Source organism: Segniliparus rugosus ATCC BAA-974 (assembly GCF_000185725.2).
GTDB lineage: Bacteria > Actinomycetota > Actinomycetes > Mycobacteriales > Mycobacteriaceae > Segniliparus > Segniliparus rugosus.
On the sequence record NZ_KI391954.1, the window covers coordinates 1,057,522 to 1,080,752 of the forward strand.

Genomic DNA, 23,231 nt, shown 5'->3' on the forward strand with positions numbered 1-23,231 from the left:
AGCCGCTTCCTATGGCTGGAGGGGGTCGTCGAGTTCGACGAGATCGTCCCAGGCGAGGGTGACCGGCGGCGCGGGCGTGCCGAGGGTTTCGGCGATGGTCGCGGCGGCGCGGGCGCGGAGCGCGTCGCCGTCGTCGAGGTAGGTGTGCTCGCGTTCGTCCGCGCCGACCGCGATGACGTCGATGTGCACCGCCGCGAGTGTGGTGCCCTGGAGCTCTATGGCGATATCGGCCACCGCCGCCGATGCCTCAGCGGCCGGTTCGGCGAGTGCCCACATGAGTATTTTCCGCAACGCGAGGTAGTTGATGGCGATGCCGGGCGCGGCGGTGCTGACCGGTCTCACCGGTCTTGGAAGCGTTGAGACCAGCTGCCCGATGGCTGCTCGAAGCTGTTCCAGCGCGGGAAGGTCCACGTCGGGCGTGTCGTCGGAGCCTTCGGCCGATGTCCGTTTGGTGAGGCCCGCGAGTTCTCTGGTGGCATCGGCGATCCACTCCGTCGCATCCGCGGCGGAGTCATGGCGATCTCCCGCTCTAGCTCTCATCGGTTCTCCAGTCTTACGCCGAGGGGAGGAGCTGTGCAAGTGCTCGGGCCGGGGGAGGAGCTTTGGAGGCTCATGGGCGGAACTCCTCGAGCGCCTTTGCGAGATGGTTGCGCGTGCGCTGCAAGTGACCGCGCACCGAGCCCTCGCTGGTGTGCAGGATCGTGGCGATCTCGGCCAGGGGAAGGTCGTGGACTTCGCGCAGCCACCACGCGGCGCGGGCTGTGTACGGGAGGCGGGCTAACTGGCTTCTGAGAGCGGCGAGGAATTCGCCGTGGAGCACTTGCTGTCCAGGGCCGGGGCGGACGTCAGGGGTTTCCGGGATCGTGTCGAGGTCGGTGTTCGCGCGACGTTTGCGCAGCGCGTCGATTGTTTTCCGGGAGGCGAGCGAGTACAGCCAGGTGCGGAACTGGGAGCGGAACTCGAACGAAGGCAACGCTTTCCAGGCCGCTATGAAGGTTTCTTGGACGATGTCGTCGCAACCGGAGCGTTCGGGATAGGTGCTCTGGACGAACCGCAAAAGCGCGCTGGCGTGCCGCGCGACGAGGGCTTCGAACGCTTTCGCGTCGCCGTGCTGGGCGCGCCGGGCGAGCCGGTCGTCAGACAGGGAGGCCAGGAGCCGGGCCTCGGAAAGCGGCATGGGGTCCTCTCGTCTCTTCTCTTCGCGCGACGGCCGAAGACAGGTTCTGTGTTCTGCGTCTCAAATCCGTGCGTTGCTTGCGCCGGGCTCCGACACAACATTGTGCCGTACAGATTTCGGCAGTTCGAAATTACTTGAAGGAGAAAGCTGATGACGACGACAGAATCCCGCGGGGTGAGCGTGGCCAAGCCTGCTGAGCGCACCGGCAAGAATGTGGAGCAACTCTCCGACCACGGCGTCACGACGATTGCCGATGTCGTGGTGTCGAAGATCGCGGGCATTGCCACTCGCGAGGTCGACGGAGTCCACGACCTGGGCGGCCAGGCGGCTCGCGTGGTCGGCAAGCTGCGCGAAGCGCTGCCGGGCTCGGTCAGCTTGAGCCAGGGCGTCAGCGTGGAGGTCGGTGAGCGGCAGGCGGCTATCGACATCGACATCGTGGCCGAGTACGGGATCGCGATCCATGATCTGGCCGACGGCATCCGGCGCAATGTCATCTCGTCCGTCGAGAACATGACAGGCCTGGAGGTCACCGAAGTCAACATCACCGTCCACGACGTGCATTTCAGCGACGACGACGACAATGAGAACGCTTCGGGGGAGCCGAGAGTCCAATGAGCCAGTCCGCCGCAGAGAGCGTGGACCGGCTCGTCGCCGCGATCACCGCTATCGACGGCGTCGTCGGCCTCTATTCCGGAGGCGCCGGAGCCCCGGCCACGCACCTTCCTGGACGGACAGTCCAGGGGGTGCGGCTGGGGCCGGCGGGCGGTCAGGTCCAAGTGGTCCTCGAGCTGCGCGAGGGGTTGATCGACCTGGCGGACCACGTGCGCCATGTCGCCAGCGAGGTGGCCGGGGTGCCGGTCGACGTCGTCGTTGGCGATGTGGCCTTACCGGATTCGGCCCAAGTCGAGTGAGCGCGGCTCGTGCGGATGAGGCCGCGCGCCGGGCGCGCCGGGAAGCCGTGCGGCGCTGCCATCCAGACGCGGGCGGTTCCGCGGAGATGCTGATCACGGCGTTGGCGGCCTTCGACGAGCGAGATGCCTGCCGACGAGCTCCGGTCCGAGCGCGGCGGACATGGCGCGGCAGGATGGCGGTGTTCCTACGGTCGGGCGTCTTTGGCGCTCGGCGGAAGAAACGACAACTCCCGAGGAGGAGATGGAAATGAACGGGAAATACGCGGTAGCCGGATTTTTCGGCGGGCTGCTGCTGGCCATCGCGATCGTCGTCGGAGGCCTGGTCGGCTTTCTGCTGGCGATCGTGCTCGCCGGAGCAGGGGCAGTGGTCGGCGCTCACTTCGACGGCGCGATCGACCTGACTTCTCTTGGCCGTCGCCGGAGCTGATGGCGATGGCGATGGAAACACCCACGCCGTCCCGCCGGGGGGTCACGGTCGTGCATGCCCGTGCCCGTCAGCGGTTGATCGAGCGCGCCGCGCTCTCGGTTCCAGGAGTGGTCGTGCGGCGGGGCGCTCTGCCCGGCCAAAGCCTTCCGTCGGTCAGCACGGAGGTCCGTGAGGGGCGGAGCATCGTGGACGTCCGGATCGCGGCGAGCTGGCCGGCCGACAGCGGACAGATCACCGACGAAGTGCGCCGAGCGGTGGCCAAAGAGCTGCATCGGTCCTTGGGCGAGCGGCCCGACCACGTCCGAGTGCAGATTGCTCGATTCGAGAGCGAACGCACCCCGGCGCAGGTCGCCCAGGCGTGCGCGGCCGGGCACGCCGAAGCCGACGACACGGGCGCAAACCGCAGCGGCGCAGGCCCGCGCGGCCTGGCCTCGGCCACCGTCGTGGCGCTCTTGATCGCCTTGGCGCTGATCGTCGCGGGGGTGTGCGCGCTGCGGGACGCCGCTATCGGCTTCGGGTGGCTTCATGGCTCGACGCTGGTCCAGCCCGCCGCGAGCTGGATAGACGGCGGGCATTGGTCGTGGTGGACATGGCCCTTCGCGGCCGCGGCCGCGATAACGGGGCTGGCGCTGGTGGTTTTGGCGGTCGCTCCGCGTCCCCGCACCCACGTCCTCGTCGGCGACGGAGTCTGGCTCCCCCGAACCGCCTTGGGCCACTGGCAGGACCAACAGCGCGGAGGCTTCGAAGACGGCGTGCTGGACGAAAGGATCGATCGATGAGTTCTTCCCTGCGCTTGGCCGACAGGTTTCTGACCGCATTCGCGGGACTGGTGCTGCTCGTCGGCGCGATATGGCTGGCCGGTTACCGCGCAGAGGTCCCGATCGCCCGCCAAAGCGCTGACAGAATCGACCCGCACGCGTTCGCCCGCGCGCTCCAATGGCCATGGTGGCCGGCGGCTGCCGCTGGCATTGGCTTCGTGCTGGTCCTGGTCGGACTATGGATCGTGCTGGCGCATCTGCGTCATGCGACAGCGCGCACCGTCGCGTCCCCGCACGGTCAAATCGCCTTGGACCGGATCGCCGCTGCGGCCGCCGACGATCTGGCCCGCCATCCACAAGTCCATAAAGCGCGCGCCGCCGCCCGCATAGAGGGCCGTGCCCCTGTGATACGCATCGTCGCCGAACTCGTGCCGCACACCCCGCCGGCCGATATCTCCCGGCTCGCCCGCAGATGCCGAGCCGACGCGCGCGCCGCGGCAGGCGACGACGTCGACGTTCAGTTCGTCGTCAAATACATCAGCCCCGATCAAACCGACACGACCTTGTTCTAGACCAGGAACAAGGCCCCGAGCGGCGCGACCGGGAACAACGCGGCGGCCTATTCCCTCCGCACACCCATGAACTTGGGCTTCGTTCCGACGGCGCCCGGGAAATAAGAAAAAATGAACCAACAGAAAGGGGCTCTCCACCATGAGCATCTCCGACAACCCGAAGAACACCGCAGAAGACATCAAGGGCCGCGCCAAAGAAGCGGCTGGGGCCGTGACCGGCAATGACGAGCTCAAAGCCGAAGGGCAAGCCGACCAAGGCCTGGCTGCTGCCAAGCAAGCGGTCACCGACATCGCCGACAAGGTGAAAGACGGCGTCGAAGCGGTGAAAGACAAACTGACCGGAAACTGAAAAGCCCGTCCTGCCCGGGTCGCCGCGAGAAGTCAAAGGCGGCCCGGGCAGGCGCGGAGCCCGGTCGCCTGAGCCGCATCGGGACCGTTGGCCCGCCGAGGTCGGAGGCGCTGGGCTCGGACCTACGGTCCGATGAGAGATTCCTCGCCCGCGCCGTGACGGAAGTCGGCTCTGGGGCGGAACGCTGGGCGGAGGCCGGGCATGGCGAGGCGGCGGAGCCGACGTCGTGAGGAGTTGACATTGTTATACGAACTGGGTGACGAGTCCGGCGTGGCGAAGGGCCATGTTGTAGCGTGATGCGCATGTTCCAAAAGGTTCTGGTCGCCAATCGTGGAGAGATCGCGGTCCGGGCCTTCCGGGCCGCGTTCGAGCTGGGGGCGGGCACCGTCGCCGTGTATCCCTATGAGGACCGGTACTCGCTGCACCGGCTCAAGGCCGACGAGTCGTACCAGATCGGGGAGGTGGGCCACCCGGTCCGCGCCTACCTGGACGTGGACGAGATCGTCGCGACGGCCAAACGGTGCGGGGCGGACGCGGTCTACCCCGGATACGGGTTCTTGTCCGAGAACCCGCGCCTGGCACGGGCGTGCGCCGAGGCGGGGATCGCGTTCATCGGCCCCTCCGCCGAGATCCTCGAATTGGCCGGGGACAAGTCCCGCGCGGTCGCCGCCGCGCGGGCGGCGGGCCTGCCCGTGCTCGCCTCGGCGGCTCCGTCCGCCGACGTGGACGAGTTGTTGGCCGCGGCGGAGTCGATGACGTTCCCGGTGTTCGTGAAGGCCGTCGCGGGCGGCGGCGGCAGGGGCATGCGCCGTGTGGCGGAGCCCAAGGAGCTGCGCGACGCGATCCTCGCCGCCTCGCGCGAGGCGGAAGCGGCGTTCGGCGACGGCACGGTCTTCCTCGAGCAGGCGGTGATCAACCCCCGGCACATCGAGGTGCAGATCCTCGCGGACTGGCATGGCGAGGTCGTGCACCTGTACGAGCGGGACTGCAGCCTGCAACGTCGGCACCAGAAGGTCATCGAGCTTGCCCCGGCCCCGAACTTGGACCCGGAGCTGCGCGAGAAGATCTGCGCGGACGCGGTGGCCTTCGCCCGGCACATCGGGTACCGCTGCGCGGGCACGGTGGAGTTCCTGGTGGACGAGCAGGGCCGGCACGTGTTCATCGAGATGAACCCGCGCATCCAGGTGGAGCACACGGTCACAGAGGAGATCACCGACGTCGATCTGGTGCAGAGCCAGATGCGGGTGGCCTCGGGCGAGACGCTCGCGGAGCTCGGCCTTCGCCAAGACGCGATCCGAGTCCGGGGCGCGGCGCTGCAGTGCCGCATCACCACCGAGGATCCGGCGAACGGGTTCCGCCCGGACACCGGGCGGATCATCGCCTACCGCAGCCCTGGCGGGGCGGGGGTGCGCCTGGACGGCGGCACGAGCCTCGGCGCGGCGGTCGGCGCGCACTTCGACTCGATGCTCGTCAAGCTCACCTGCCGGGGCCGGGACTTCGAAGCCGCGATCACCCGCGCCCGCAGGGCCGTCGCGGAGTTCCGCATCCGGGGCGTGACGACGAACATCCAGTTCCTCCAGGCGGTGCTCGACGACCCTGACTTCCAAGCCGGCCGGATCACCACCTCGTTCATCGAGGAGCGCCCCGGACTGGTCACCGCGCGGCGCTCGGCGGACCGCGCCACCAAGATCCTCGACTACCTCGCCGACGTCACGGTGAACCGGCCGCACGGGCAGCGCCCCTCGAAGGTGTACCCGCACGACAAGTTGCCGCCGGTCGACCTCGCCTCGGCCCCGCCGGACGGCTCCCGCCAGCGTCTGCTCGCGCTCGGCCCCGAGGGGTTCGCCCGCCACTTGCGGGACAGCCCCGGCGTGGGGCTCACCGACACCACCTTCCGCGACGCGCACCAGTCCCTCCTCGCCACCCGGCTGCGCACGACCGGCCTGCTCGCCGTCGCACCGCACATCGCGCGGACCACGCCGGGCCTGCTCTCCGTCGAATGCTGGGGCGGCGCGACTTACGACGTGGCGCTGCGGTTCCTCAAGGAGGATCCGTGGGACCGGCTCGCGGCCTTGCGCGAGGCGATCCCGAACATCTGCCTGCAGATGCTGCTGCGCGGGCGCAACACCGTCGGCTACACCCCGTACCCCACCAAGGTGACCGACGCGTTCGTGCGGGAGGCCACCGCGACCGGGATCGACATCTACCGGATCTTCGACGCGCTCAACAACGTGTCCGCGATGCGCCCGGCGATCGACGCGGTGCGCGCGACCGGCACCTCCGTCGCCGAGGTCGCGCTCTGCTACACGGGCGATCTCTCCGCGCCAGGCGAGCGCCTCTACACGCTGGACTACTACCTGCGCCTGGCCGAGGAGATCGTCCAGGCCGGGGCGCACGTCCTGGCGATCAAAGACATGGCGGGCCTGTTGCGCCCGCCCGCTGCGGCGACGCTGGTCTCCGCGCTGCGCTCGCGCTTCGATCTGCCGGTGCACGTGCACACGCACGACACGCCGGGCGGGCAGCTCGCGACCTATTGGGCCGCCTGGCAGGCCGGGGCGAGCGCGGTGGACGGCGCGGCGGCCCCGCTCGCAGGGACGACCAGCCAGCCCGCGCTGTCCTCGATCGTGGCGGCTGCGGCGAACACCCCGTACGACACCGGGGTGGACCTGGGCGCGGTGTGCGCGCTCGAGCCGTACTGGGAGGCGATCCGCAAGGTGTACTCGCCGTTCGAGTCCGGCCTGCCGTCGCCGACCGGCCGGGTGTACGAGCACGAGATCCCCGGCGGCCAGCTCTCCAACCTGCGCCAACAGGCCATCGCGCTCGGCTTGGGCGACCAGTTCGAGCAAGTCGAGGAGTGCTACGCCGCCGCCGACCGGATCCTGGGGCGGCTGGTGAAGGTCACCCCCTCTCCAAAGTGGTCGGCGACCTGGCGCTAGCGCTGGTGGGGGCCGGGGTCGAGCGGCGAGGAGTTCGCCGCAGACCCGGCCCGGTTCGACATCCCGGATTCAGTGATCGGGTTCTTGCGCGGCGAGCTCGGCGACCCGCCGGGCGGCTGGCCGGAGCCGTTCCGCACGAAGGCGCTCAGCGGCCGCGCGGAGGCCAAGCCCGTCGCCGAGCTCACCGCCGAGGACGAGGCGCAGCTCGACGGTTCGAGCGCCCAGCGCCGCGCGGCGCTCAACCGCCTCCTGTTCCCTGGGCCGACCAGGGAGTTCCTCGCCCACCGGGAGCAGTACGGGAACACCTCCAGGCTGTCTGCGAACCAGTTCTTCTACGGTTTGCGGCACGGCGACGAGCACCGGGTGCAGCTGGAGCAGGGCGTGGAGCTGCTGATCGGCCTCGAAGCGATCTCCGACCCCGACGAGCGCGGCATGCGGACGGTGATGTTCCTGCTCAACGGGCAGCTGCGCCCGGTGCAGGCGCGGGATCGCTCCATCGAGAGCGAGGTGGTCGCGGCGGAGAAGGCGGACCGGAGCAATCCGGGGCATGTGCCCTCGCCGTTCGCGGGGACTGTCGCCGTCTCGGTGGAGCAAGGGCAGGCTGTCGAGGAGGGCGACACGGTCGCGACCATCGAGGCGATGAAGATGGAGGCGGCGATCACCGCGCCGAGGACCGGCAAAGTCGCCCGGATCGCGGTCACGACGACCGCGCGGGTGGAAGGCGGCGACCTGCTGCTCGTCATCGAGTGAGGGCGCAGCTTCGCCGTGTCGTTAGCCGAAGTCGAACCGCGCGTAGTGGCCGATGTTCCGCAGCGGCGGGATCGCGAGCATGATCGCCGCGCCGACTCGCTGGGACCGGCTCATCGGTGTGGTCTTGGCGGAGACCTCGATCGCGCTGAAGGCTTCGACGCATCGGGTCCGAGGCAGGCTCGCGGCGAGCGCTGCGAGGTCGTTGATCGGCCAACGCATCATCGGCTGCCCGAAAACGCGACGGAGCAGCCTGTCCACCATCCGGTTGGCGAGTTTGGATTGCGTGTCGAAGACGATGCTCCCGGAGGGGAAGCGCTCGGCGGTCCGGCGGAAAAGATCCTGGCCCTCGCCGGGGTCGAGGTACATCGTCAGCCCTTCGGCAACGACTAAGACGGGAAGGTCCGGCGAGGCCTGCTCCAGCACGGCGGGGTCGACGACAGAGGCTCCGAACGCGCGGTAGCGCTCTCGGGCGGGGAAGAGTTTTTCCCGCGCCGCGACGACCTCCGGGAGGTCGACGTCGATCCAATCCGTCTCCGGGCCGGGGTCGACGCGCCACACCCTGGCGTCCAGCCCGGCTCCCAGGTGCAGGACCGTCGAACGCGGGCGCTCGGCGAGAAACTTGCGCACGTGGTCGTCGAAATATTTGCTCCGCGAGGCCGCGGCGGCTTGGAGCCGTTTCGGACTTTTGATCTGGGAGAAATCGTAGTCCAGCCGGTCGACGGCCGCTGCGGCGAACCGGTCGCCCAGCAAGGGCTGGGCCGCCCTCGCGTCGAGGGCCTTGCCGTAGAGGGTGAGCAGGCAGGTCTGCATCGGTCCGCTGAAGTCGATCTGGACTTTCTCGTCGGCGGTCATCTGGCTCTCCTCGGTTGCGTCGGACGGCGCGCTGGCCCCTTACCGGGAGGCTACTCCAGCGGAATCCGGCTGCTCGGGGTTCCGCTCGAGCTGCGGCGGGCGCGTTGTGCGGGTAAGATGGGAACATGCTTGCGTTGATAGGTTTTCTTCTGGTCGTGTGGTTGGTTTTGACGATCGTGGGGCTCTTTGTGAAAACATTGGCGTGGTTGGTCTATGTCGGGGCGCTGTTGTTCGTCGCCACGGCGGTCATCGGCTGGCTCAAGCGGAAGACGTCGAGCTCGAGCTCGTAGCCCCCGCTTTTGGCCGGGGGAGAGGCGGATAAAGCCGGGCACGGAGGAAGTCCGCCGATCCCTTGTCCCCCTTGTCGCCTTCCTCGGCCCGAGGCCTGCCGGGCGTGGTCCGCAGTGACGTGGGTCTCCGAAGCAGGCAGGTGGCGAGACCAGGGTTTCGCCCCGCCGAGCCCCGGTGTTGAGGATGGGAGCAGGACAAGGCATCCTTAGTCCCGGTCCAAAGTCTCATCCCTCCCCGCGCGCGGGGCCAAAGGAAGGCGCTGATTATGAGCGAGCAGGGAACCGTTGCCGTCCTCCACCTCTCCGGGCTCCTGCGAAGTCCGCTGACCGCTCGTTCCGGCGAAACGGTCGGCAGGGTGGACGATGTGATCGTGCGGCTGCGCGGCGCGGACTATCCGCTCGTCACGGGCTTGGTCGCGCAGGTCGGCGGCAGGCGCGTGTACATCGCCAACGACCAGGTCGCGGCGCTCACGCAGAACGGGGCCCAGCTCGCCTCCGAGCGGGTCGACCTGCGCAGCTTCGAGCGCAGGGAGGGCGAGGTGCTGCTGTCCTCGGACATCCTCGACCACCGGCTGATCGACGTCGCGGAGGTGGAGCTGGTCCGCGCGTGGGACGTGGAGCTGGAGAAGACGCCAGAGGGATGGGTCCTCGCCCGTCTCGACACCCGCCGTCCGGCCAGGTTCTTCGGCCTCGTCCGGCAAGGCGACGGGCACCCCGGCAGGGACTGGAAGGCGTTCGCCCCGCTCATCGGGCACAACCCGAGCGCGCTGCTGCGCGGCAAGCAAGGGCTCTTGGCGAAGCTGCACCCCGCCGACCTCGCGGACCTTTTGGAGGAGGCGGACAAGGCCGAGGGCGAGGAGATCCTCGAACAGGTCAGCGCCGACCCCGAGCTGGAAGCCGACGTGTTCGAGGAGCTCGACCCCGACCACGCCACCAAGCTGCTCGGCTCGATGAGCGACGACGAGGTCGCGGGCGTGCTCGCCCACATGGAGGCGGACGACGCGGCCGACGCGATCAGCGAGCTGCGCCAGTCCCGCCGCCAGCGGGTGCTCGACCTGCTCCCCGCGGGGCAGCGGACCAAGGTGCTCACGCTCATGGGCTTCAACCCCGGCAGCGCGGGCGGGCGGATGAACACCGACGTGATCGCCCTGCCTCCGGCGAACACGGTCCGCCAGGCCGTCGAGGCTATCGCGGCGGCGAAGGACTTCGAGCCGGAGTCCCTGGTCACCGTGCACGTCGTGAACGAGACGGGCCAGCTGAGCGGCGTCGTCGAAGTGATCACCCTCCTGCAGTCCGAGCCGGACGCGCAGCTCTCCTCGGTGATGGACGACGACCCGGTGCGCGTCCTCCCGGAAACAGACCTCGAAGACGTCGCCCTGCTCATGGACGATTACAACTTGCCCACTATCCCAGTGGTGGACCACGAGGGCAAAATCCTCGGCGTCGTGACTGTGGACGACGTCCTCGAGGAGATCATCCCCGAGGACTGGCGCAGACGCACCCCGGATCCACGCGGCGAGGCGGTCGCGGGCGACTCTGAAGCCGCTTCGGGGGGCTCCGGTGACTGAGCAGCAGAAATCGGCGGTCCTCGACTCGGCGCACCTCGGCGACATCGAAGGCGCCTTCGGGAAGATCAAGGTCGACGAGGCGCACAACAACCAAGGCTTCAAGCAGCGGGCGATGACGCTGTTGGCGATCATGGGCCCGGGGCTCATCGTCATGGTCGGCGACAACGACGCGGGCGGCGTGGCGACGTACGCCCAGGCCGGGCAGGTGTACGGCTACTCCCTCTTGTGGGTGCTGCTCCTGTTGATCCCGGTGCTCATCATCAACCAGGAGATGGTGGTGCGCCTCGGCGCGGTCACGGGCGTCGGGCACGCGCGGCTCATCAACGAGCGCTTCGGCAGGGGCTGGGGCTGGTTCTCCGTTGGCGACTTGTTCCTGTTGAACTTCCTGACCATCATCACGGAGTTCATCGGCATCTCCCTCGCCGCCGACCATCTCGGGGTATCCAAGTACGTCGTGGTGCCGACCGCCGCGGTGGCGCTGATCGCGATCATGGCGAGCGGCAACTTCCGGCGCTGGGAGCGCGCCATGTTCGCGTTCATCGCGGTGGCCCTGCTGCAGGTTCCGCTGCTCTTCTTCTGCGAGCCGCAGTGGGGCCGCGCCGGGCGCGGCTTCGTCGTCCCCAGCATCGAGGGCGGGCTGAACTCGGCCTCGATCCTGCTCATCATCGCGATGGTCGGAACGACGGTCGCCCCGTGGCAGCTCTTCTTCCAGCAGTCCAACATCGTCGACAAGCGCATCACGCCGAGGTTCATCGGCTACGAGCGCGCCGACACGGTGATCGGCTCCTTCGTCGTGGTGATCGGAGCCGCCGCGCTGGTGATGATCGCCGACTACGCGGCCCGCTCCGCTCCGGGCGGCAGGCGCTCCGACTGGGACGACGACGACGGCGTGAAGATCATCGCGGACCTCTTGGGCCAGCACGCGCCGTGGATGGGCCACTTGTTCGCGGTCGTCCTCCTGGACGCGAGCATCATCGGGGCCGCTGCGGTGACGCTCTCGACCAGTTACGCCTTCGGCGACGTGTTCGGGCTCAAGCATTCGCTGCACCGGAGCTTCAAGGACGCCAAGCAGTTCTACTTCTCCTACACGGCGATGATCGTCGTCGCGGCGGCGGTCCCGCTGATCCCCGGCGCGCCGCTGGGCCTGATCACCCAGGCGGTGCAGGCGCTCGCCGGGCTCCTCCTGCCGAGCGCGAGCGTCTTCCTGCTGCTCTTGTGCAACGACCGCGAGGTGCTCGGCCCGTGGGTGAACCGGCCATGGCTCAACATCGCCGCGGGCGTCACCGTGGCCGTGCTGCTGCTCTTGTCCGGGATCCTCATGGCGACCACGTTGTTCCCCGACGGGCTCGACGTGGTCGCGCTGACCTGGTGGCTGGCCGGGGCCATCGCGATCGCCGCGATCCTCGCATGGGCGGGCTTCAAGCTGTACGAGCGGCTGCGCCCGCAACCCGCGCAGCCGGAGCCGCCCACGTTCAGCCCCGCCGCGAAGATGACCTGGCGCATGCCGCCGTTGGCCCTGCTCAAGCCGGTGAGATGGTCGACAGGGACGAAGCTCTCCATGCTCGCCCTGCGCGCGTACCTCGTCATCGGCGCGGTCCTTCTGGTGGTCAAGGCGGTCCAGCTCGGCAAGGGCGCCTAGCGCGCTCGGCCGGGCCCCGGGCGCGGCGGCCGCCGCGGAAGGGCTTGCGCGATAGTCGAATCCATGTTCTACTAGAGCGATGGACGGTATCGAACGCACGTTCTCAGGATGGCCCTCTCCTGCGGCGGATTACGAGGCTCGGGCTTTGGACTTGTCCGCGCTCGTGGCCCCCCGGCCGGGGGCGACGTTCTGCTGGCGGGCGCGGGGCGACGCGTTGGCCGAGGCGGGGATCTTGCCCGAATCGCTCCTGGTGGTGGACCACTCCCTCGAACCGCGCCTTGGATCTGTCGTGGTCGCCTCGACGGGAGAGGACGGCTTCGTCGTCACGCGGCTGCGGCAGGCTGCCCTTGAGGCGCCGGACGCGGTGTGGGGCGTGGCGACGTGGGCGGTCAACCGTGTCCGATGACCGGGGCCTTGTGGCCGCGCTGGTGGACGTGGACGGCAAGGAGTCGATCTATTCGCAGGCGCGGTAGGCGCCCGTCACAGCTCACGAGGGGTTCTGGTTTCGCCGTGTCAATCGGGCGGGATTTCCCGCGCTGCCCGGCTGGGCTACGCAGAGCTTGAGTCATCTGGAGGCGGCTTGGACCAGCTTGTTCCAGACAATTCCAAAACCGCGAGCGGAGCACCTCCCGTGCCGACAAGATCGCCGGGCGCCTCATTGCGCGCTTCGGCGCTCGACATGGCATCCAGCTGTGGATCACAGACTCCCCTCCGGGAGTGCGTTGGACTCGGCGAGGCGTTTGAGGTTGTCGAGCGTTTTCTCGACGCCGAGCTGGAGTTCCTGAGGCCGCCGCATGGTTGTCCAAAGCGCCATGAGCCATCTCGCCCCGTCGACGACGAAGCTCTCGGTGACCCGCACGCTAGACTGTCCGGTGCGCTCGAACTCGTACCGCCACACCGCGAAGTCGTCGTAGAAAAGCCGGCCCCGCTCCGTCTTGAAGGCGTACACCACGCCGCGCTCTGCCTCCGTGACGACGCCGGTGCGCGGCCACCACACGCCGCGGGAGCGGTTCGTGCCCCGGAACCGGGCGCCCGGTTCCGCGCTGGTGTGCCCACCGGTCCAACGCACGCTCCGCGCCTCCGGGCTGAGCCTGCTCATGTTGGCCGGGTCGGCGACGAGGTCGTACACGACCTCAGCCGGCGCCGCGATGTCAACCGAAGCTTGTCCTCTGAACATGGTGTCCTCCTCCGATCCAGCCGCGTCGCGGCATTAGTGATCGCTAGTGCTATAGTGAACACCGACCACTATAACGCTGAATCGGATGACCCAGGAGCGGATCGTGACCAACGACCATGAAGCGGCCGAACTGGCGCATCGCGAAGTCGACGAGCTCTTCCAGCGCGACGCGGAAGTATTCGGCGAAGACCTCGCGACGTACCGGGGGCACGTTCAGCGGGTAGTCGGCCTGATCGACCTGCAGGTCCCGTTGGACGAGGAGACCGCGCGCCCCGTGGCTGTCGCGGCGTATTTCCACGATTCCGCGATTTGGTTCGACAACACCTGGGACTACCTTCTCTTGTCGAGGCGGCGGGCCCTCGCCGAGCTGCGGGAGGAGGAGCGGGGATTCGCGCCGCTGGTCGATGCGATGATAGATGAGCACCACCGCGTGCGCCCGGCCCGGCACCCGCATCCGCTAGTCGAGGCCATGCGGAGGGCGGACAGCTCTGATGTGTTCCGTTTGCGCGCCTTCTCCAACGTGCGTAGGGAGGACTATCGGAGACTGCTCTCGCGCTTCCCCGACGTGGGTTTGCATAGGGCGCTCGCGCGGGCCTTCGCGCGGGGACTCCGAGAGAATCCGTCCCGCCCTCTTCCCATGGTTAAATTCTGAAAGCGCTATCACGGGCCCGCTTCGCTATGGTGCGGGGAGCGATAGGATCATGGTTGTCATGACAACAGGAGAGCCGACGAAGCCTTCGCGCCGCGACACCCGCAGGCGGGAGACCCTCGCAGAGATCAAGTCGCTCGCGCGCGAGCAACTGGCGGAAGGGGGGTCGGAGCATTGTCGTTGCGCGGGGTGACGAGGGAGATGGGGATGGCCCCTGCGGCCGTGTATCGGTATTTCTCGAGCCAGGCCGAGCTGATCAGCGCGTTGTGCGTGGACGGGTACGCCGAGCTCGGCGATGCGATGGCGGCCGCCGTCGAATCGCACGCGGCTGATCCCGCCGATGTGCGGTTTTGGGCGGCGTTTCACGCGTTCCGCCGCTGGGCCTTGGCTAACAGAAATGAGTTTGCGCTGCTCTTCGGCACCCCCATCCCCGGCTTCCGGGCAGAGACGGAAGCCACCGGTCCCGCCGCCGGGCGTGTGATCGCGATCGTCTACACGGCCTTCGACGAAGCTCTGCGCGAAGGGTCGGCTGACACGGACGGCTGCTTCTCGCCCGTCGACCCCGTTCCGGGCGAGCTCGGCGCATATTTCCTTTTCGGCCAGGGTGGGGCGCAGGGCCTCCGTCGGGCGGCGATCGCCGTGAACGGCTTCTGCTCCGTCCTCGGCTTTCTCGTCGGCGAGGTCTTCGGCAGCGCGTCGCGGCTTATCGGCAGCGTCGACGAGCTCTACGCTGCGCACCTGCGCACCGTCATGGTCGGGATGGGTTTCTCCCGCGAGCGCGTCGCGCTGTTGCCGGACCTTGCTTGAGCTCCTGTCGACGGCGGGCAGGGCTTCGAGCGGTCCGCGAGGTCGCTGTGTAGTGGCCGTGATTGACACGGAGTCGTTCGACGACTTATAATGTGATCGCCGCTCACGATATAAGTGGCGATCACAATGTGGCGAGATGCATCCGCCGCGCAGTCGAGCCAATGGAGGTGGCGATGGCAAAACTATCCGCTGAGGCGTGTGCGATCCGTCAGCGCGTTATGGACCAGATCTGGGAGAGCGGCACCGCTCCGGCGATCGCCGAATTGCGCGAAGGGTTCGGATTGTCCGACGAGGAGCTGTCCGCCAACATCCGCGCCCTCGAAGGCGCTATCTGCCTGGCTCGTCAAGACGAGGAGCACGCAGATAGCGCGTTCTTCCAGGGCGAGGCGTTGGCGACGCGGCAGCCGGGGATGGGAGAGATCGTGTACGCGCGCCCGTTCGCGGCGTTCGAGAACCATTACCGCGTCACCGTCGACGGGGAGCAGAAGTGGTACGCCGAGTGCGCCGTCGAAGCGTGCGCGATATCGAGCCAGTTCCCGGGCTCGGAGGTGGTCGTGGACTCGGTGTGCAGGCAGACCGGACAGCCGGTGCGCCTCGTGGGACGCGATGGCGTCCTGCTGGATTACGCGCCGAAGACGTTGCGCGTGCACCTGGGGCGCCCCTTGCGAGAGATGCCCCATCGCGTCGTGGGGTGGTGCGACTACAACAGTTTCTTCGCGACCGAGGTCGCGGCCGAGCAATGGCGCCGCGGCCATCCCGAGGCCGCAGGTATCACGCGGTCGCCCGACGAGATGTCGCGCCTGATCGGCGCGTCGCTCGCAAAAGGCAGGCTCGACTATGGCTACCAGCCCCGCATACCGCTGCTGACGATGATCTTCCGTGCGCGCAGCTTGGGGCTGAGCCGTTCCGCATGGCTCGGGATCCCAATCCCGGACCCATTCTGGCTGCCGACGCCCAAGATGGCGCTCGACTGGAAACGGAACGGCCTCGGCAACTACTTCCGCTACCGCCTCCTCTGACGCCGGAGCGAATCCAGTTTGAAAGGGATTGCGGCAGCATGGCTCGACCAGCGGCCACGGGCTCCCAAATGCCCCTGTGTCCGAGCGGGCGGCCGAGCGTCGGTCAATCTGTGAGATATATCTATCCGAAGTAGGATAGACGTGTATCCAAAGTGTGATACGGTTGTATCCGAAATGGAAATCGGCAGGGCGTGGACGATGGCTTTGATCTGCGGCTGGCGGGAAATCCGTCGTGCTGAGTGGGCATCCCCATCTGCGCAAGAGGCGCTAGGTCAGAGACGCTGGGCGAGGAGTGAGAAGGATGAGTTCACGTGCAATCGGCAGGGGGCTCTTGCGGCGTGGGTGGATACCGCTTGTCTTCGTCACAGTGACCGCGCTCGCGGCGGTCGGCGTGGTGAAAGTGCGGGAGGCCTATGAGCCCGCGATGTTTATCCAGGGAGCGAACGGCATCGAGGCCGCGAAGGTTCTCACCGTCAGGCGAGTGACATACGAGTTGCTCGGGCCTGCGGGCGCGGGGGTGACGGTCAGCTATTTGGACGCGGACGGCGCTCCGCGGCAGGACCAGTCCGCGTTGCCGTGGTCTCACACCGAGACCACCACGCTCCCATCGATGTCGGCCACGCTCATGGGACAGACCAAGGCCAGCTCTTTGCGTTGCCGGATCACGGTGGACGGCGATGTCCGCGACGAGAAGGCAGAGGACCACGCAGCTGCGGCGGTCACCTGCCAGGTGAAGTCCGCATGAGCGCGAAAGAGGTCCCTTTGGACATGGAGCACGCCCAAAAACGCACCTTCTTCGCCAAAACGATCCGGGCGCTCGCCGTCCCACTCGTGATCTTTTGGGCTCTCGCCGCCATAGGGCTGGTCATGGGCGTGCCGAGTTTGGCGAAGGTGACTGAGGAGCACGCCGGAGCCGTGGTCCCCATGGACGCCCCGGGCCAACGCGCGCTAGTCGAGCTCGGCAAGCAATTCCACGGATACGATTCGACCGCTTCGTTGATGATCGTGCTCGAGACGCCCGGCCGCGTCCTCGACGAGGGAGACCGCGCGTACTACATCGGCTTGGTCCGGCGAATGGAACAGGACAAGAAGCACGTCCGATATGTCATGGACTTCTGGGGGAAGACTGTCACCGCCGCGAGCGCGCAGAGCGAGGACGGCAAGGCCGCGTATGTGAGCGTGACGCTCGCCGGCAATATCGGCGAGGCCCTCGCGAACGAGTCCGTCTCCGCCGTCCGGGATATCGTCAATAAGAATCCACCGCCCGCCGGGCTCAAAGTGTATGTCAGCGGCGCCGCGCCGATCATGACCGATCTGCTCAAAGTCGGCACCGCGAGCATGGAGAAAGTGCTGCTCGTCACGGTCGCGGTGATCGTCGGGATGCTGCTGATCGTCTACCGCTCGATCTTCACGATGTTGTTCGCGCTGATCACGGTTCTGTGCGAGCTGATGATCGGCAACCAGACCGTCGCGGCGCTCGTAGAAGCCGGATTGATCGGGACCTCCTCGTTCGCCACCGCCATGGTGGCGAATTTGATCATGGGCGCAGGAACGGATTATTGCATTTTCCTCGTCGGCCGATACCACGAAGCGCGACTGGCGCGCCAAAGCCGCGAGGACGCCTACTACACCGCGTTCCAAGGGGTTGCTCCCGTGATCCTGGGCTCAGGTCTGACGATCGCCGGGGCGTCGTACTGTCTGAGCTTCGCGCGGCTCGACTACTTCAAAACCATGGGCCCGGCGTGCGCTGTGGCGATGCTCGTCGCCGTGTTGGCGGCGCTCACGCTCGGCCCGGCCTTGCTCGTCGTCGGCAACCGGTTCGGTCTCTTCGAGCCGAAGCGCAAGGCCAAGACGCGCCTGTACCGGCGGATCGGGGCCAGCGTGGTCCGTTGGCCCGCGCCGATCCTGGCGGCGAGCTGCGCGGTGGTCATGGTCGGGGCCGTGTTCGTGCCGACGTACGCGCCGAAGTACAACGACCTCGATTTCCAGCCGCCTAACACCCCGGCCAACGAGGGTTTCCTCGCTGCGGACCGGCATTTCGCGAAAGGCAAGCTGAACAGCGAGATCCTGCTGATCGAAGCGGACCACGACATACGGAACCCGGCCGATTTCATTGCTCTGGAGAACGTGTCGAAAAAGATCTTCCACACCCCTGGCGTCGAACTCGTCCAAAGCATCACCAGAGGGCAGGGCCGGCCCATGGACTTCTCGTCCCTCGCGCAGATGATCAGCCAGCAGGCCAGCGGACAAGGATTGCAGCTCCCATTCACCAAAGCCGGGAACGACGCGTCAGACCTGCGGCTGGAGATGAACAAGAGGATGAACGCCGTCGCGTACGAGCTCGCCAAGCTCACGGCCAAACAGAACGCGCTGAACAAAGCCATCGCCGAGAACACGGACAACAACATGGTCCCCATGATGCAAGACATGGTCACGGAAATCGGGACCCTCGACGACTTCATCAGGCCGCTGCGGGCCTACTTCTACTGGGAGACGAACTGCTACGACCTGCCGTGGTGCTGGGTGGGCCGCTCGATGTTCGACATGCTCGACAGCATCGACAAAATGAGCGAGAGTATGGCCTTTCAAGCGACGACCACGGACGAGTTGAACGCCCTCGCCCCGCAGCTGGCGGCCCTCACGAAGACCACTAACGACATGACTGCGGCGCTGAATTCCATGCAGGACGAGGACCATGGCAGGTCGCAGCTGTCCAACGACCAGACCGAGCAGAATCTCAAGGACTCGCTGGACATCGGGAAGGACTTCAACAAATCCGGCGACGACAGCACGTTCTATATATCTAAAGACGTCTTCGCCAACCCCGACTTCAAACTCGCCCTGGGCATGCTGGTGTCCCCGGACGGCAAGACCGCCGAACTGATCATCACGCATGAGGGCGAGGCGCAGAGCGCCGAAGGCATCAAGCACGTCCAAGCGATCTCAAGCGCGGCGCGCGAAGCCGTGAAGGGAACCTCCCTGGCGAACTCGAAGATCTATCTCGGCGGCGCAGGCACGAACGCCCGTGATATCGAGCAGTACGTCGAGTCGGACTTGACCATCGCTGCGATCACCGCGTTCGCGCTGATCTTCTTGATCATGCTGACCATGACGGGAAGCATCGGGGCCGCGCTCACCATCTTGTTCACCGTCGCCTTCTCGTTCCTCGGCGCGCTCGGCCTCTCAGTCCTCGCCTGGCAGGATGTCATCGGCCTGCCGCTGCACTGGATGGTCATGCCGATCTCCTTCATCCTCCTGGTGGCTGTCGGATCGGACTACAATATGTTGTTGATCTCCCGTATGAAGGAGGAGATCCACGGCGGATTGAAGACGGGCTTGATCCGATCGCTCGGCAGCACGGGCGGGGTCGTGACCTCCGCTGGCATGGTGTTCGCGTTCACCATGCTCTCGATGGTGCCCAACGAGATGAAGGTCATGCCACAGCTGGGCTCCACGATCTGCGTCGGGCTGCTGCTCGACACCTTCGTCGTGCGCACGTTCATCGTCCCGGCCATAGCGCGGATCCTCGGGCCGTGGTTCTGGTGGCCGCGAGTGGTGCGCTGGCGTCCTCGGCACGACGCGCCCCGATGAGCGAGTCGGGGCCTAGTTCGCGGAGGCGGGCCACGTCAGCGCGGGAAGGCCGGCGGGGCGATGCCCCCCGGTCGCTTCTAGCGCGGTGCGCAGCGCGCGCAAGACGACGTGGTCCTCGTCGAGCGGGGCCTCGGCGCTGAGCCTCCGCTGTATCAATCCCATCAGCCCGCCCAACATCATCTCCATGATCACGTGGGGGAGCGCCGGATCGTCTTCGACGCCCCAGGTGAGGATCTCGTACTCGATCATCTTCCCCCCGGGCCCTCGGAGCGCCTCTCGGTAGGCTTCGAGGACCAGCTCGTATGTTTTGCTGGGGCGGATATTGCGCATGAGATTCGCGTTCTCGAACGCGAATCTCATGAGTTGCAGGACACGGTCGACCGCTTCGCTCCGGGAGGCGATCTCCACCGAATCGAGCGACGAACCGAAAGACCGCATGACAGCGTGGTAGACCGCGTCGTCGCGGTCACGAAAATGACGATAGAACGTGGCGGGGCCGACCTTGGCGTTCTCGGTGATATCGTGCACCGAAATCGTGTCGACCGCGCGGCGGGAGATCAGCTTGAACGACGCGTCAAGAATCGCGGCCCGGGCTTTTATCGCACGAGGATCTGAGCTTTGCGCGCGCGTCGTCATAGTCTGACCGATCCCAGTCCTCTTCGCCGAGCTGCCTCTGGTGAGCTAAAAGGCCATTTTATCAGAACATTCCTGTCGCCCAGGGCGGATGAGAACGCCTTTTACGGCGCGGGGGTCGTCCGCGCCTGGCAACACCGCCGTTCTCCCGCCAGCCTTGACAGGGTTGTCGGGTTTCGAGTAGTGATTGGCGGTCAGATATGACTACTGCTGATGTCTGTCATACGGCCGGTTTCAACTCCAGGAAGAAGCGTTTTTCGCCAGTTTGGGAACCCTCGAAGGCGCGGCCTGTTCCTCTCATCAAGAGGAGGAGCGCGCTGTCAGCGCCACATTCCGCACCCTGAAAGCCGTCGGGCTAACCATACAATTGGCAGGAACGAGAATGCTTGCAGGAGTGGCAGTGGATTTTGGAGTGGCGGTGCCGAACTACGGCGATGGCACATCTGCGGAGAAGCTGCGGGCTTGGGCGCAGGCCGTTGAGCGGTTGGGGTTCGAGTACGCGATGGTGACCGACCATGTGACTCAGCCCGCGCAGGTCCGACAGGTGTACGACGAGGACTTCTTCGAGGCGTTCGCCTCACTCTCGTTTTTGTCGGCTGTGACGTCGCGGATCCGGATCGGGACGACAGTGGTGGTGCTGCCGCTGCGCCATCCGCTGCTGACCGCTCGGGCGGCGGCGACGGTCGACAGGCTCAGCGGTGGCCGGATGGTGTTCGGGGTGGGAGTCGGCGGGTCGAGCGACGAGTACGCCTCCCTCGGCGTGGACTTCTCGCGCCGAGGGGCGATGACGGACGAGTACTTGGCCGCGATCACGCGGATGTGGGCCGGCGATTGGTCATTCGAGGGGGAGTTTTTGCGGTTCGACGACCTTCTGCCCGGCCCAGCTCCAGCACGGCCTGGCGGGCCGCCCATCTGGGTGGGGGGCGCGTCAGACGCTGCGCTGCGCCGCGCCGCGCGTTTCGGCGCGGCTTGGCATCCCACGTTCCCAACGCTCGAAGCGCTCGCGACGGGCAAACGCAAGCTCGCGGAACTCGCCGAGGCCGAAGGCCGCGACACGCCCGAGGTCGCGCCTCGAATCACCCTGACGATCACAGAGAAGGCGGTCCCGGTGGACGAGCGCCCCCTGGGCGTGGGGAACCCGGAGCAGATCCGAGAAGACCTGAGCAGGCTCGAAGAGCTCGGCTCGAGTGCCGTCATCGTCGATCCCGTCAAACACAGGTTCATCTACGGCAGACTCGGCATTGCGCAAGCCGCGCTGCCCTCGGGGCAACAAGACGGGACAGAACTCGCGACCATCGAGCAGCTCGCGAACGAAATCGCAGACATCCCGGCGCGCGCCCCCCGCCTGTGACGACGCGCAGTGCCCAGCGCCCCAAGCCGGGACGCCACGCCGGATTGCTCGCACGGTACCGGACAATCCCAGGCGTGGCCGTGGGGAGCCCTTCGAGTGTCTGCCTATCGTGGGGTGGCGTGTTTTGCGGGCAGAGGCAATTTCGTAGTGGGGCTCGCGCGGTTTATTTCTTCTGGGCTTCGTGCACTTTCATCATGGTTTGTTCGTAGTCTTCTGCCATCGCGTCGAGAATCGCGTCGAACGTCAGCCCTTGGGCGCGGAGCGAACGGATGCGCTCGTACCCCGCGGCGGTCGTGTCGTCGTATGTGCGGCGGTTCTCGCGGTAGGCGGCAGCGTCCTCGTCTTTGGCCTCGTGGAGGTGTCTTTTTACTTCGACAGTTGGGAGATCGGTGCAGTAGATGGGCGACCCGGGCTGTTGACGCCACGACTGCGCGAGCGTTCCGCCGTCGACTGGGTCGAATCCGATCCCGTCGACCAGCTCGAAGAGCCGCTGTTTGGCTTCTCCCTCTGCGCCCGCGACCGGCAACCCGACACGGTTCGGCGCTCCTTTCGGCAGCCGGAGGTTCGTCAGGCTGGTGTAGGTGATGCTGTTGAAGGCTTTGAACACTTGCCTGCCGATGGTCTCGGCCACCCACGCCGTGTCTGGGATAGGATTCTCGTCCTCGAGGCCGGGCACTGCCCCGTCTCGTCCCGGATAGTAATTGCCTGCGTCCACGACGATGGCTCTGGGCGGAACGAATTCCGCCAACATCTGCGCGGAAGCCGGGATCGCGCTGTAGGGCAGCACGAGGAACAGGATTTCAGCGCTCGCCGCCACCTCGTTGGCCCAACCAACAGTGACGCCGTCGCCTGCGAGGTCGGATATCGTGCTCGGCGAACGGGAGTTTGCCACGGCCACGCGATGCCCGGCCGCAGCGATCTGGCGGGCGAGCGTCCCGCCGAGCAGCCCGGCTCCGATAACACCGATTTCAGTCATGGCGGGGTTCTTCCTTCCGGTATGGGCGCTTGCAAGTCATAGGCATATGCCTATGACTTGACCGTACCGATAATATGGGCAACTGTCAACGAGAGCGTCGGAGGTAGGAGTTATGCCATCTCGGGCGAGGAGCCTGGACCCCCGTTCCGTGCGAGTCCAGGCGAAATTGAAAGAAGCAGCCCTCGCGTTGGTGCGCGAGCGCCGGATCGAGTCCATCTCCGTGCTCGAGATCGCCGAACGGGCTTCGGCGAGCCGGCAGGTTTTCTATTTGCATTTCGCCGACCGCGACGATGTCGTGGCCTCGGCGATGATCGACATGATCCGAGCGGCCGTGTTCGACGGCGAGGTCGACGACCCATCCAGTCGTGTCCACCGGCTCGTGGACATCTCCATAGGTTGCGAGCCGATCGCCCGCAACCTCCGCCCGAGCGCGGCGTCTGAGCGTCTCGCGGACTTCTTCCACGAACTGCTCGTGGAGATATGCAGGCCCCTCGCTCGGGCCAGGGGCGAACACAGCGGGTCATCGGCCATCGAGGACGAGGCGGCAGAGGTGCTTGCCGCGTTCCTTGCGGGCGGCCTGAGAGAAGTGATCAAATTCGCGTCGAACTGCGCCGAGCGGCCTGGCGGCGGCCTGCCTGCCGAGGCGGCCCACCGCATGGTCGACCGCTGCCTCGAACTGGTCCGCGGGCGGGAAGGCTGAAGACGTCGATTTGAAACGTGGCCAGGGTTTCGCGGTGCGGTCCAGCGCGGAACCACTTCGGCGACACCGACGGCGCGCTCCCGTTCTCTCCTCGTCAGG

General features: G+C 66.9%; 24 protein-coding genes and 2 pseudogenes. 20 read left to right on the forward strand and 6 right to left on the reverse strand.

The window, feature by feature from the left end; translation table 11 throughout:
• Positions 1-9: 9 nt before the first annotated feature.
• Positions 10-540, reverse strand: coding sequence for a hypothetical protein (locus HMPREF9336_RS14850; RefSeq protein WP_007468433.1), 531 nt, complete (start codon positions 538-540; stop codon positions 10-12).
• A 70-nt stretch (positions 541-610) separates the two neighbouring features.
• Positions 611-1,177, reverse strand: coding sequence for an RNA polymerase sigma factor (locus HMPREF9336_RS14855; protein WP_007468434.1), 567 nt, complete (start codon positions 1,175-1,177; stop codon positions 611-613).
• 150 nt (positions 1,178-1,327) lie between these two features.
• Here HMPREF9336_RS14855 and HMPREF9336_RS14860 point away from each other — a divergent pair, with 150 nt between their 5' ends.
• From HMPREF9336_RS14860 to HMPREF9336_RS19115, 8 genes and pseudogenes are all read left to right on the forward strand, one after another.
• Positions 1,328-1,792 carry an Asp23/Gls24 family envelope stress response protein gene (locus HMPREF9336_RS14860; RefSeq protein WP_007468435.1) on the forward strand — a complete coding sequence of 155 codons (465 nt, stop codon included), beginning with the start codon at positions 1,328-1,330 and terminating at the stop codon, positions 1,790-1,792.
• Positions 1,789-2,088, forward strand: a complete 300-nt coding sequence (locus HMPREF9336_RS14865) for a hypothetical protein (RefSeq protein WP_007468436.1) — start codon at positions 1,789-1,791, stop codon at positions 2,086-2,088. Before HMPREF9336_RS14860 ends, HMPREF9336_RS14865 begins: the two co-directional genes overlap by 4 nt.
• 247 nt (positions 2,089-2,335) lie before the next feature.
• Positions 2,336-2,515 (forward strand): hypothetical protein, encoded by a 180-nt coding sequence (locus HMPREF9336_RS14870; RefSeq protein WP_007468437.1) that lies wholly within the window; start codon positions 2,336-2,338, stop codon positions 2,513-2,515.
• 5 nt (positions 2,516-2,520) lie between these two features.
• Positions 2,521-3,294, forward strand: coding sequence for an Asp23/Gls24 family envelope stress response protein (locus HMPREF9336_RS14875; protein WP_021030788.1), 774 nt, complete (start codon positions 2,521-2,523; stop codon positions 3,292-3,294).
• Positions 3,291-3,845: a hypothetical protein gene (locus HMPREF9336_RS14880; RefSeq protein WP_007468448.1), complete on the forward strand. Its 555-nt coding sequence runs from the start codon at positions 3,291-3,293 to the stop codon at positions 3,843-3,845. Before HMPREF9336_RS14875 ends, HMPREF9336_RS14880 begins: the two co-directional genes overlap by 4 nt.
• Before the next feature lie 139 nt (positions 3,846-3,984).
• Positions 3,985-4,194, forward strand: coding sequence for a CsbD family protein (locus HMPREF9336_RS14885; RefSeq protein ID WP_007468450.1), 210 nt, complete (start codon positions 3,985-3,987; stop codon positions 4,192-4,194).
• 302 nt (positions 4,195-4,496) lie between these two features.
• Positions 4,497-7,514: pseudogene (locus HMPREF9336_RS14890) on the forward strand (pyruvate carboxylase); the annotation flags it as partial.
• Positions 7,515-7,574: 60 nt separating this feature from the next.
• Positions 7,575-7,880 carry a biotin/lipoyl-containing protein gene (locus HMPREF9336_RS19115; RefSeq protein ID WP_244431703.1) on the forward strand — a complete coding sequence of 102 codons (306 nt, stop codon included), beginning with the start codon at positions 7,575-7,577 and terminating at the stop codon, positions 7,878-7,880.
• A gap of 21 nt (positions 7,881-7,901) precedes the next feature.
• Here HMPREF9336_RS19115 and HMPREF9336_RS14895 read toward each other — a convergent pair whose 3' ends face one another.
• Complete coding sequence (locus HMPREF9336_RS14895; RefSeq protein ID WP_007468454.1) at positions 7,902-8,732, reverse strand: class I SAM-dependent methyltransferase; 831 nt, start codon at positions 8,730-8,732, stop codon at positions 7,902-7,904.
• 125 nt (positions 8,733-8,857) lie between these two features.
• Here HMPREF9336_RS14895 and HMPREF9336_RS18715 point away from each other — a divergent pair, with 125 nt between their 5' ends.
• From HMPREF9336_RS18715 to HMPREF9336_RS14915, 4 genes are all read left to right on the forward strand, one after another.
• Positions 8,858-9,022, forward strand: coding sequence for a hypothetical protein (locus tag HMPREF9336_RS18715; protein WP_007468457.1), 165 nt, complete (start codon positions 8,858-8,860; stop codon positions 9,020-9,022).
• Between the two features lie 266 nt (positions 9,023-9,288).
• On the forward strand, positions 9,289-10,590 hold the full coding sequence (locus HMPREF9336_RS14905; RefSeq protein WP_007468460.1) for a magnesium transporter MgtE N-terminal domain-containing protein: 1,302 nt from the start codon (positions 9,289-9,291) through the stop codon (positions 10,588-10,590).
• Positions 10,583-12,229, forward strand: coding sequence for an Nramp family divalent metal transporter (locus tag HMPREF9336_RS14910; protein ID WP_007468462.1), 1,647 nt, complete (start codon positions 10,583-10,585; stop codon positions 12,227-12,229). Before HMPREF9336_RS14905 ends, HMPREF9336_RS14910 begins: the two co-directional genes overlap by 8 nt.
• 79 nt (positions 12,230-12,308) lie before the next feature.
• Positions 12,309-12,635 (forward strand): S24 family peptidase, encoded by a 327-nt coding sequence (locus HMPREF9336_RS14915; protein WP_007468463.1) that lies wholly within the window; start codon positions 12,309-12,311, stop codon positions 12,633-12,635.
• A 291-nt stretch (positions 12,636-12,926) separates the two neighbouring features.
• On the opposite strand, the gene HMPREF9336_RS14920 is transcribed toward HMPREF9336_RS14915, so the two are convergent.
• Positions 12,927-13,406, reverse strand: coding sequence for an SRPBCC family protein (locus HMPREF9336_RS14920; protein ID WP_007468464.1), 480 nt, complete (start codon positions 13,404-13,406; stop codon positions 12,927-12,929).
• A 103-nt stretch (positions 13,407-13,509) separates the two neighbouring features.
• Here HMPREF9336_RS14920 and HMPREF9336_RS14925 point away from each other — a divergent pair, with 103 nt between their 5' ends.
• The 6 genes and pseudogenes from HMPREF9336_RS14925 to HMPREF9336_RS14945 all read left to right on the forward strand — a co-directional run bounded on the left by HMPREF9336_RS14925 (position 13,510) and on the right by HMPREF9336_RS14945 (position 19,472).
• Positions 13,510-14,058 carry a hypothetical protein gene (locus HMPREF9336_RS14925; RefSeq protein WP_156920428.1) on the forward strand — a complete coding sequence of 183 codons (549 nt, stop codon included), beginning with the start codon at positions 13,510-13,512 and terminating at the stop codon, positions 14,056-14,058.
• 165 nt (positions 14,059-14,223) lie between these two features.
• Positions 14,224-14,310: pseudogene (locus HMPREF9336_RS19230) on the forward strand (TetR family transcriptional regulator); the annotation flags it as partial.
• A 45-nt stretch (positions 14,311-14,355) separates the two neighbouring features.
• Complete coding sequence (locus HMPREF9336_RS14930) at positions 14,356-14,862, forward strand: TetR-like C-terminal domain-containing protein (RefSeq protein ID WP_280110268.1); 507 nt, start codon at positions 14,356-14,358, stop codon at positions 14,860-14,862.
• Between the two features lie 173 nt (positions 14,863-15,035).
• The gene (locus HMPREF9336_RS14935; protein ID WP_021030793.1) at positions 15,036-15,881 is read left to right on the forward strand and encodes an alkylmercury lyase family protein; all 846 of its coding nucleotides are present in this window, start codon (positions 15,036-15,038) and stop codon (positions 15,879-15,881) included.
• 301 nt (positions 15,882-16,182) lie between these two features.
• Entirely contained in the window at positions 16,183-16,626 is a 444-nt protein-coding gene (locus HMPREF9336_RS14940) for an MmpS family transport accessory protein (protein WP_021030794.1), read from the forward strand.
• Positions 16,623-19,472 carry an MMPL/RND family transporter gene (locus HMPREF9336_RS14945; RefSeq protein WP_007468478.1) on the forward strand — a complete coding sequence of 950 codons (2,850 nt, stop codon included), beginning with the start codon at positions 16,623-16,625 and terminating at the stop codon, positions 19,470-19,472. The genes HMPREF9336_RS14940 and HMPREF9336_RS14945 overlap by 4 nt, the downstream gene beginning before the upstream one ends.
• A 12-nt stretch (positions 19,473-19,484) precedes the next feature.
• On the opposite strand, the gene HMPREF9336_RS17655 is transcribed toward HMPREF9336_RS14945, so the two are convergent.
• Positions 19,485-20,108 carry a TetR/AcrR family transcriptional regulator gene (locus HMPREF9336_RS17655; protein WP_007468480.1) on the reverse strand — a complete coding sequence of 208 codons (624 nt, stop codon included), beginning with the start codon at positions 20,106-20,108 and terminating at the stop codon, positions 19,485-19,487.
• A gap of 391 nt (positions 20,109-20,499) precedes the next feature.
• Here HMPREF9336_RS17655 and HMPREF9336_RS14955 point away from each other — a divergent pair, with 391 nt between their 5' ends.
• Positions 20,500-21,456, forward strand: coding sequence for a TIGR03619 family F420-dependent LLM class oxidoreductase (locus tag HMPREF9336_RS14955; RefSeq protein WP_007468482.1), 957 nt, complete (start codon positions 20,500-20,502; stop codon positions 21,454-21,456).
• Positions 21,457-21,619: 163 nt separating this feature from the next.
• On the opposite strand, the gene HMPREF9336_RS14960 is transcribed toward HMPREF9336_RS14955, so the two are convergent.
• The gene (locus HMPREF9336_RS14960) at positions 21,620-22,432 is read right to left on the reverse strand and encodes an NADPH-dependent F420 reductase (protein ID WP_007468483.1); all 813 of its coding nucleotides are present in this window, start codon (positions 22,430-22,432) and stop codon (positions 21,620-21,622) included.
• 112 nt (positions 22,433-22,544) lie between these two features.
• Here HMPREF9336_RS14960 and HMPREF9336_RS17660 point away from each other — a divergent pair, with 112 nt between their 5' ends.
• A complete protein-coding gene (locus tag HMPREF9336_RS17660) occupies positions 22,545-23,132 on the forward strand; it encodes a TetR/AcrR family transcriptional regulator (RefSeq protein ID WP_007468485.1) in 588 nt (195 codons plus the stop codon).
• The last annotated feature ends 99 nt before the right edge of the window (positions 23,133-23,231 follow it).

Coding starts and splice junctions, on each gene's coding strand:
- HMPREF9336_RS17655 (WP_007468480.1), bottom strand. CDS start 20,108: ATGACGACGCGCGCGCAAAGCTCAGATCCTCGTGCGATAAAAGCCCGG.
- HMPREF9336_RS14850 (WP_007468433.1), bottom strand. CDS start 540: ATGAGAGCTAGAGCGGGAGATCGCCATGACTCCGCCGCGGATGCGACG.
- HMPREF9336_RS14875 (WP_021030788.1), top strand. CDS start 2,521: ATGGCGATGGAAACACCCACGCCGTCCCGCCGGGGGGTCACGGTCGTG.
- HMPREF9336_RS14915 (WP_007468463.1), top strand. CDS start 12,309: ATGGACGGTATCGAACGCACGTTCTCAGGATGGCCCTCTCCTGCGGCG.
- HMPREF9336_RS14855 (WP_007468434.1), bottom strand. CDS start 1,177: ATGCCGCTTTCCGAGGCCCGGCTCCTGGCCTCCCTGTCTGACGACCGG.
- HMPREF9336_RS14960 (WP_007468483.1), bottom strand. CDS start 22,432: ATGACTGAAATCGGTGTTATCGGAGCCGGGCTGCTCGGCGGGACGCTC.
- HMPREF9336_RS14930 (WP_280110268.1), top strand. CDS start 14,356: ATGGCGGCCGCCGTCGAATCGCACGCGGCTGATCCCGCCGATGTGCGG.
- HMPREF9336_RS14870 (WP_007468437.1), top strand. CDS start 2,336: ATGAACGGGAAATACGCGGTAGCCGGATTTTTCGGCGGGCTGCTGCTG.
- HMPREF9336_RS14880 (WP_007468448.1), top strand. CDS start 3,291: ATGAGTTCTTCCCTGCGCTTGGCCGACAGGTTTCTGACCGCATTCGCG.
- HMPREF9336_RS14920 (WP_007468464.1), bottom strand. CDS start 13,406: ATGTTCAGAGGACAAGCTTCGGTTGACATCGCGGCGCCGGCTGAGGTC.
- HMPREF9336_RS14885 (WP_007468450.1), top strand. CDS start 3,985: ATGAGCATCTCCGACAACCCGAAGAACACCGCAGAAGACATCAAGGGC.
- HMPREF9336_RS14945 (WP_007468478.1), top strand. CDS start 16,623: ATGAGCGCGAAAGAGGTCCCTTTGGACATGGAGCACGCCCAAAAACGC.
- HMPREF9336_RS14865 (WP_007468436.1), top strand. CDS start 1,789: ATGAGCCAGTCCGCCGCAGAGAGCGTGGACCGGCTCGTCGCCGCGATC.
- HMPREF9336_RS19115 (WP_244431703.1), top strand. CDS start 7,575: ATGTTCCTGCTCAACGGGCAGCTGCGCCCGGTGCAGGCGCGGGATCGC.
- HMPREF9336_RS14935 (WP_021030793.1), top strand. CDS start 15,036: ATGGCAAAACTATCCGCTGAGGCGTGTGCGATCCGTCAGCGCGTTATG.
- HMPREF9336_RS14860 (WP_007468435.1), top strand. CDS start 1,328: ATGACGACGACAGAATCCCGCGGGGTGAGCGTGGCCAAGCCTGCTGAG.
- HMPREF9336_RS14905 (WP_007468460.1), top strand. CDS start 9,289: ATGAGCGAGCAGGGAACCGTTGCCGTCCTCCACCTCTCCGGGCTCCTG.
- HMPREF9336_RS18715 (WP_007468457.1), top strand. CDS start 8,858: ATGCTTGCGTTGATAGGTTTTCTTCTGGTCGTGTGGTTGGTTTTGACG.
- HMPREF9336_RS14895 (WP_007468454.1), bottom strand. CDS start 8,732: ATGACCGCCGACGAGAAAGTCCAGATCGACTTCAGCGGACCGATGCAG.
- HMPREF9336_RS14940 (WP_021030794.1), top strand. CDS start 16,183: ATGAGTTCACGTGCAATCGGCAGGGGGCTCTTGCGGCGTGGGTGGATA.
- HMPREF9336_RS17660 (WP_007468485.1), top strand. CDS start 22,545: ATGCCATCTCGGGCGAGGAGCCTGGACCCCCGTTCCGTGCGAGTCCAG.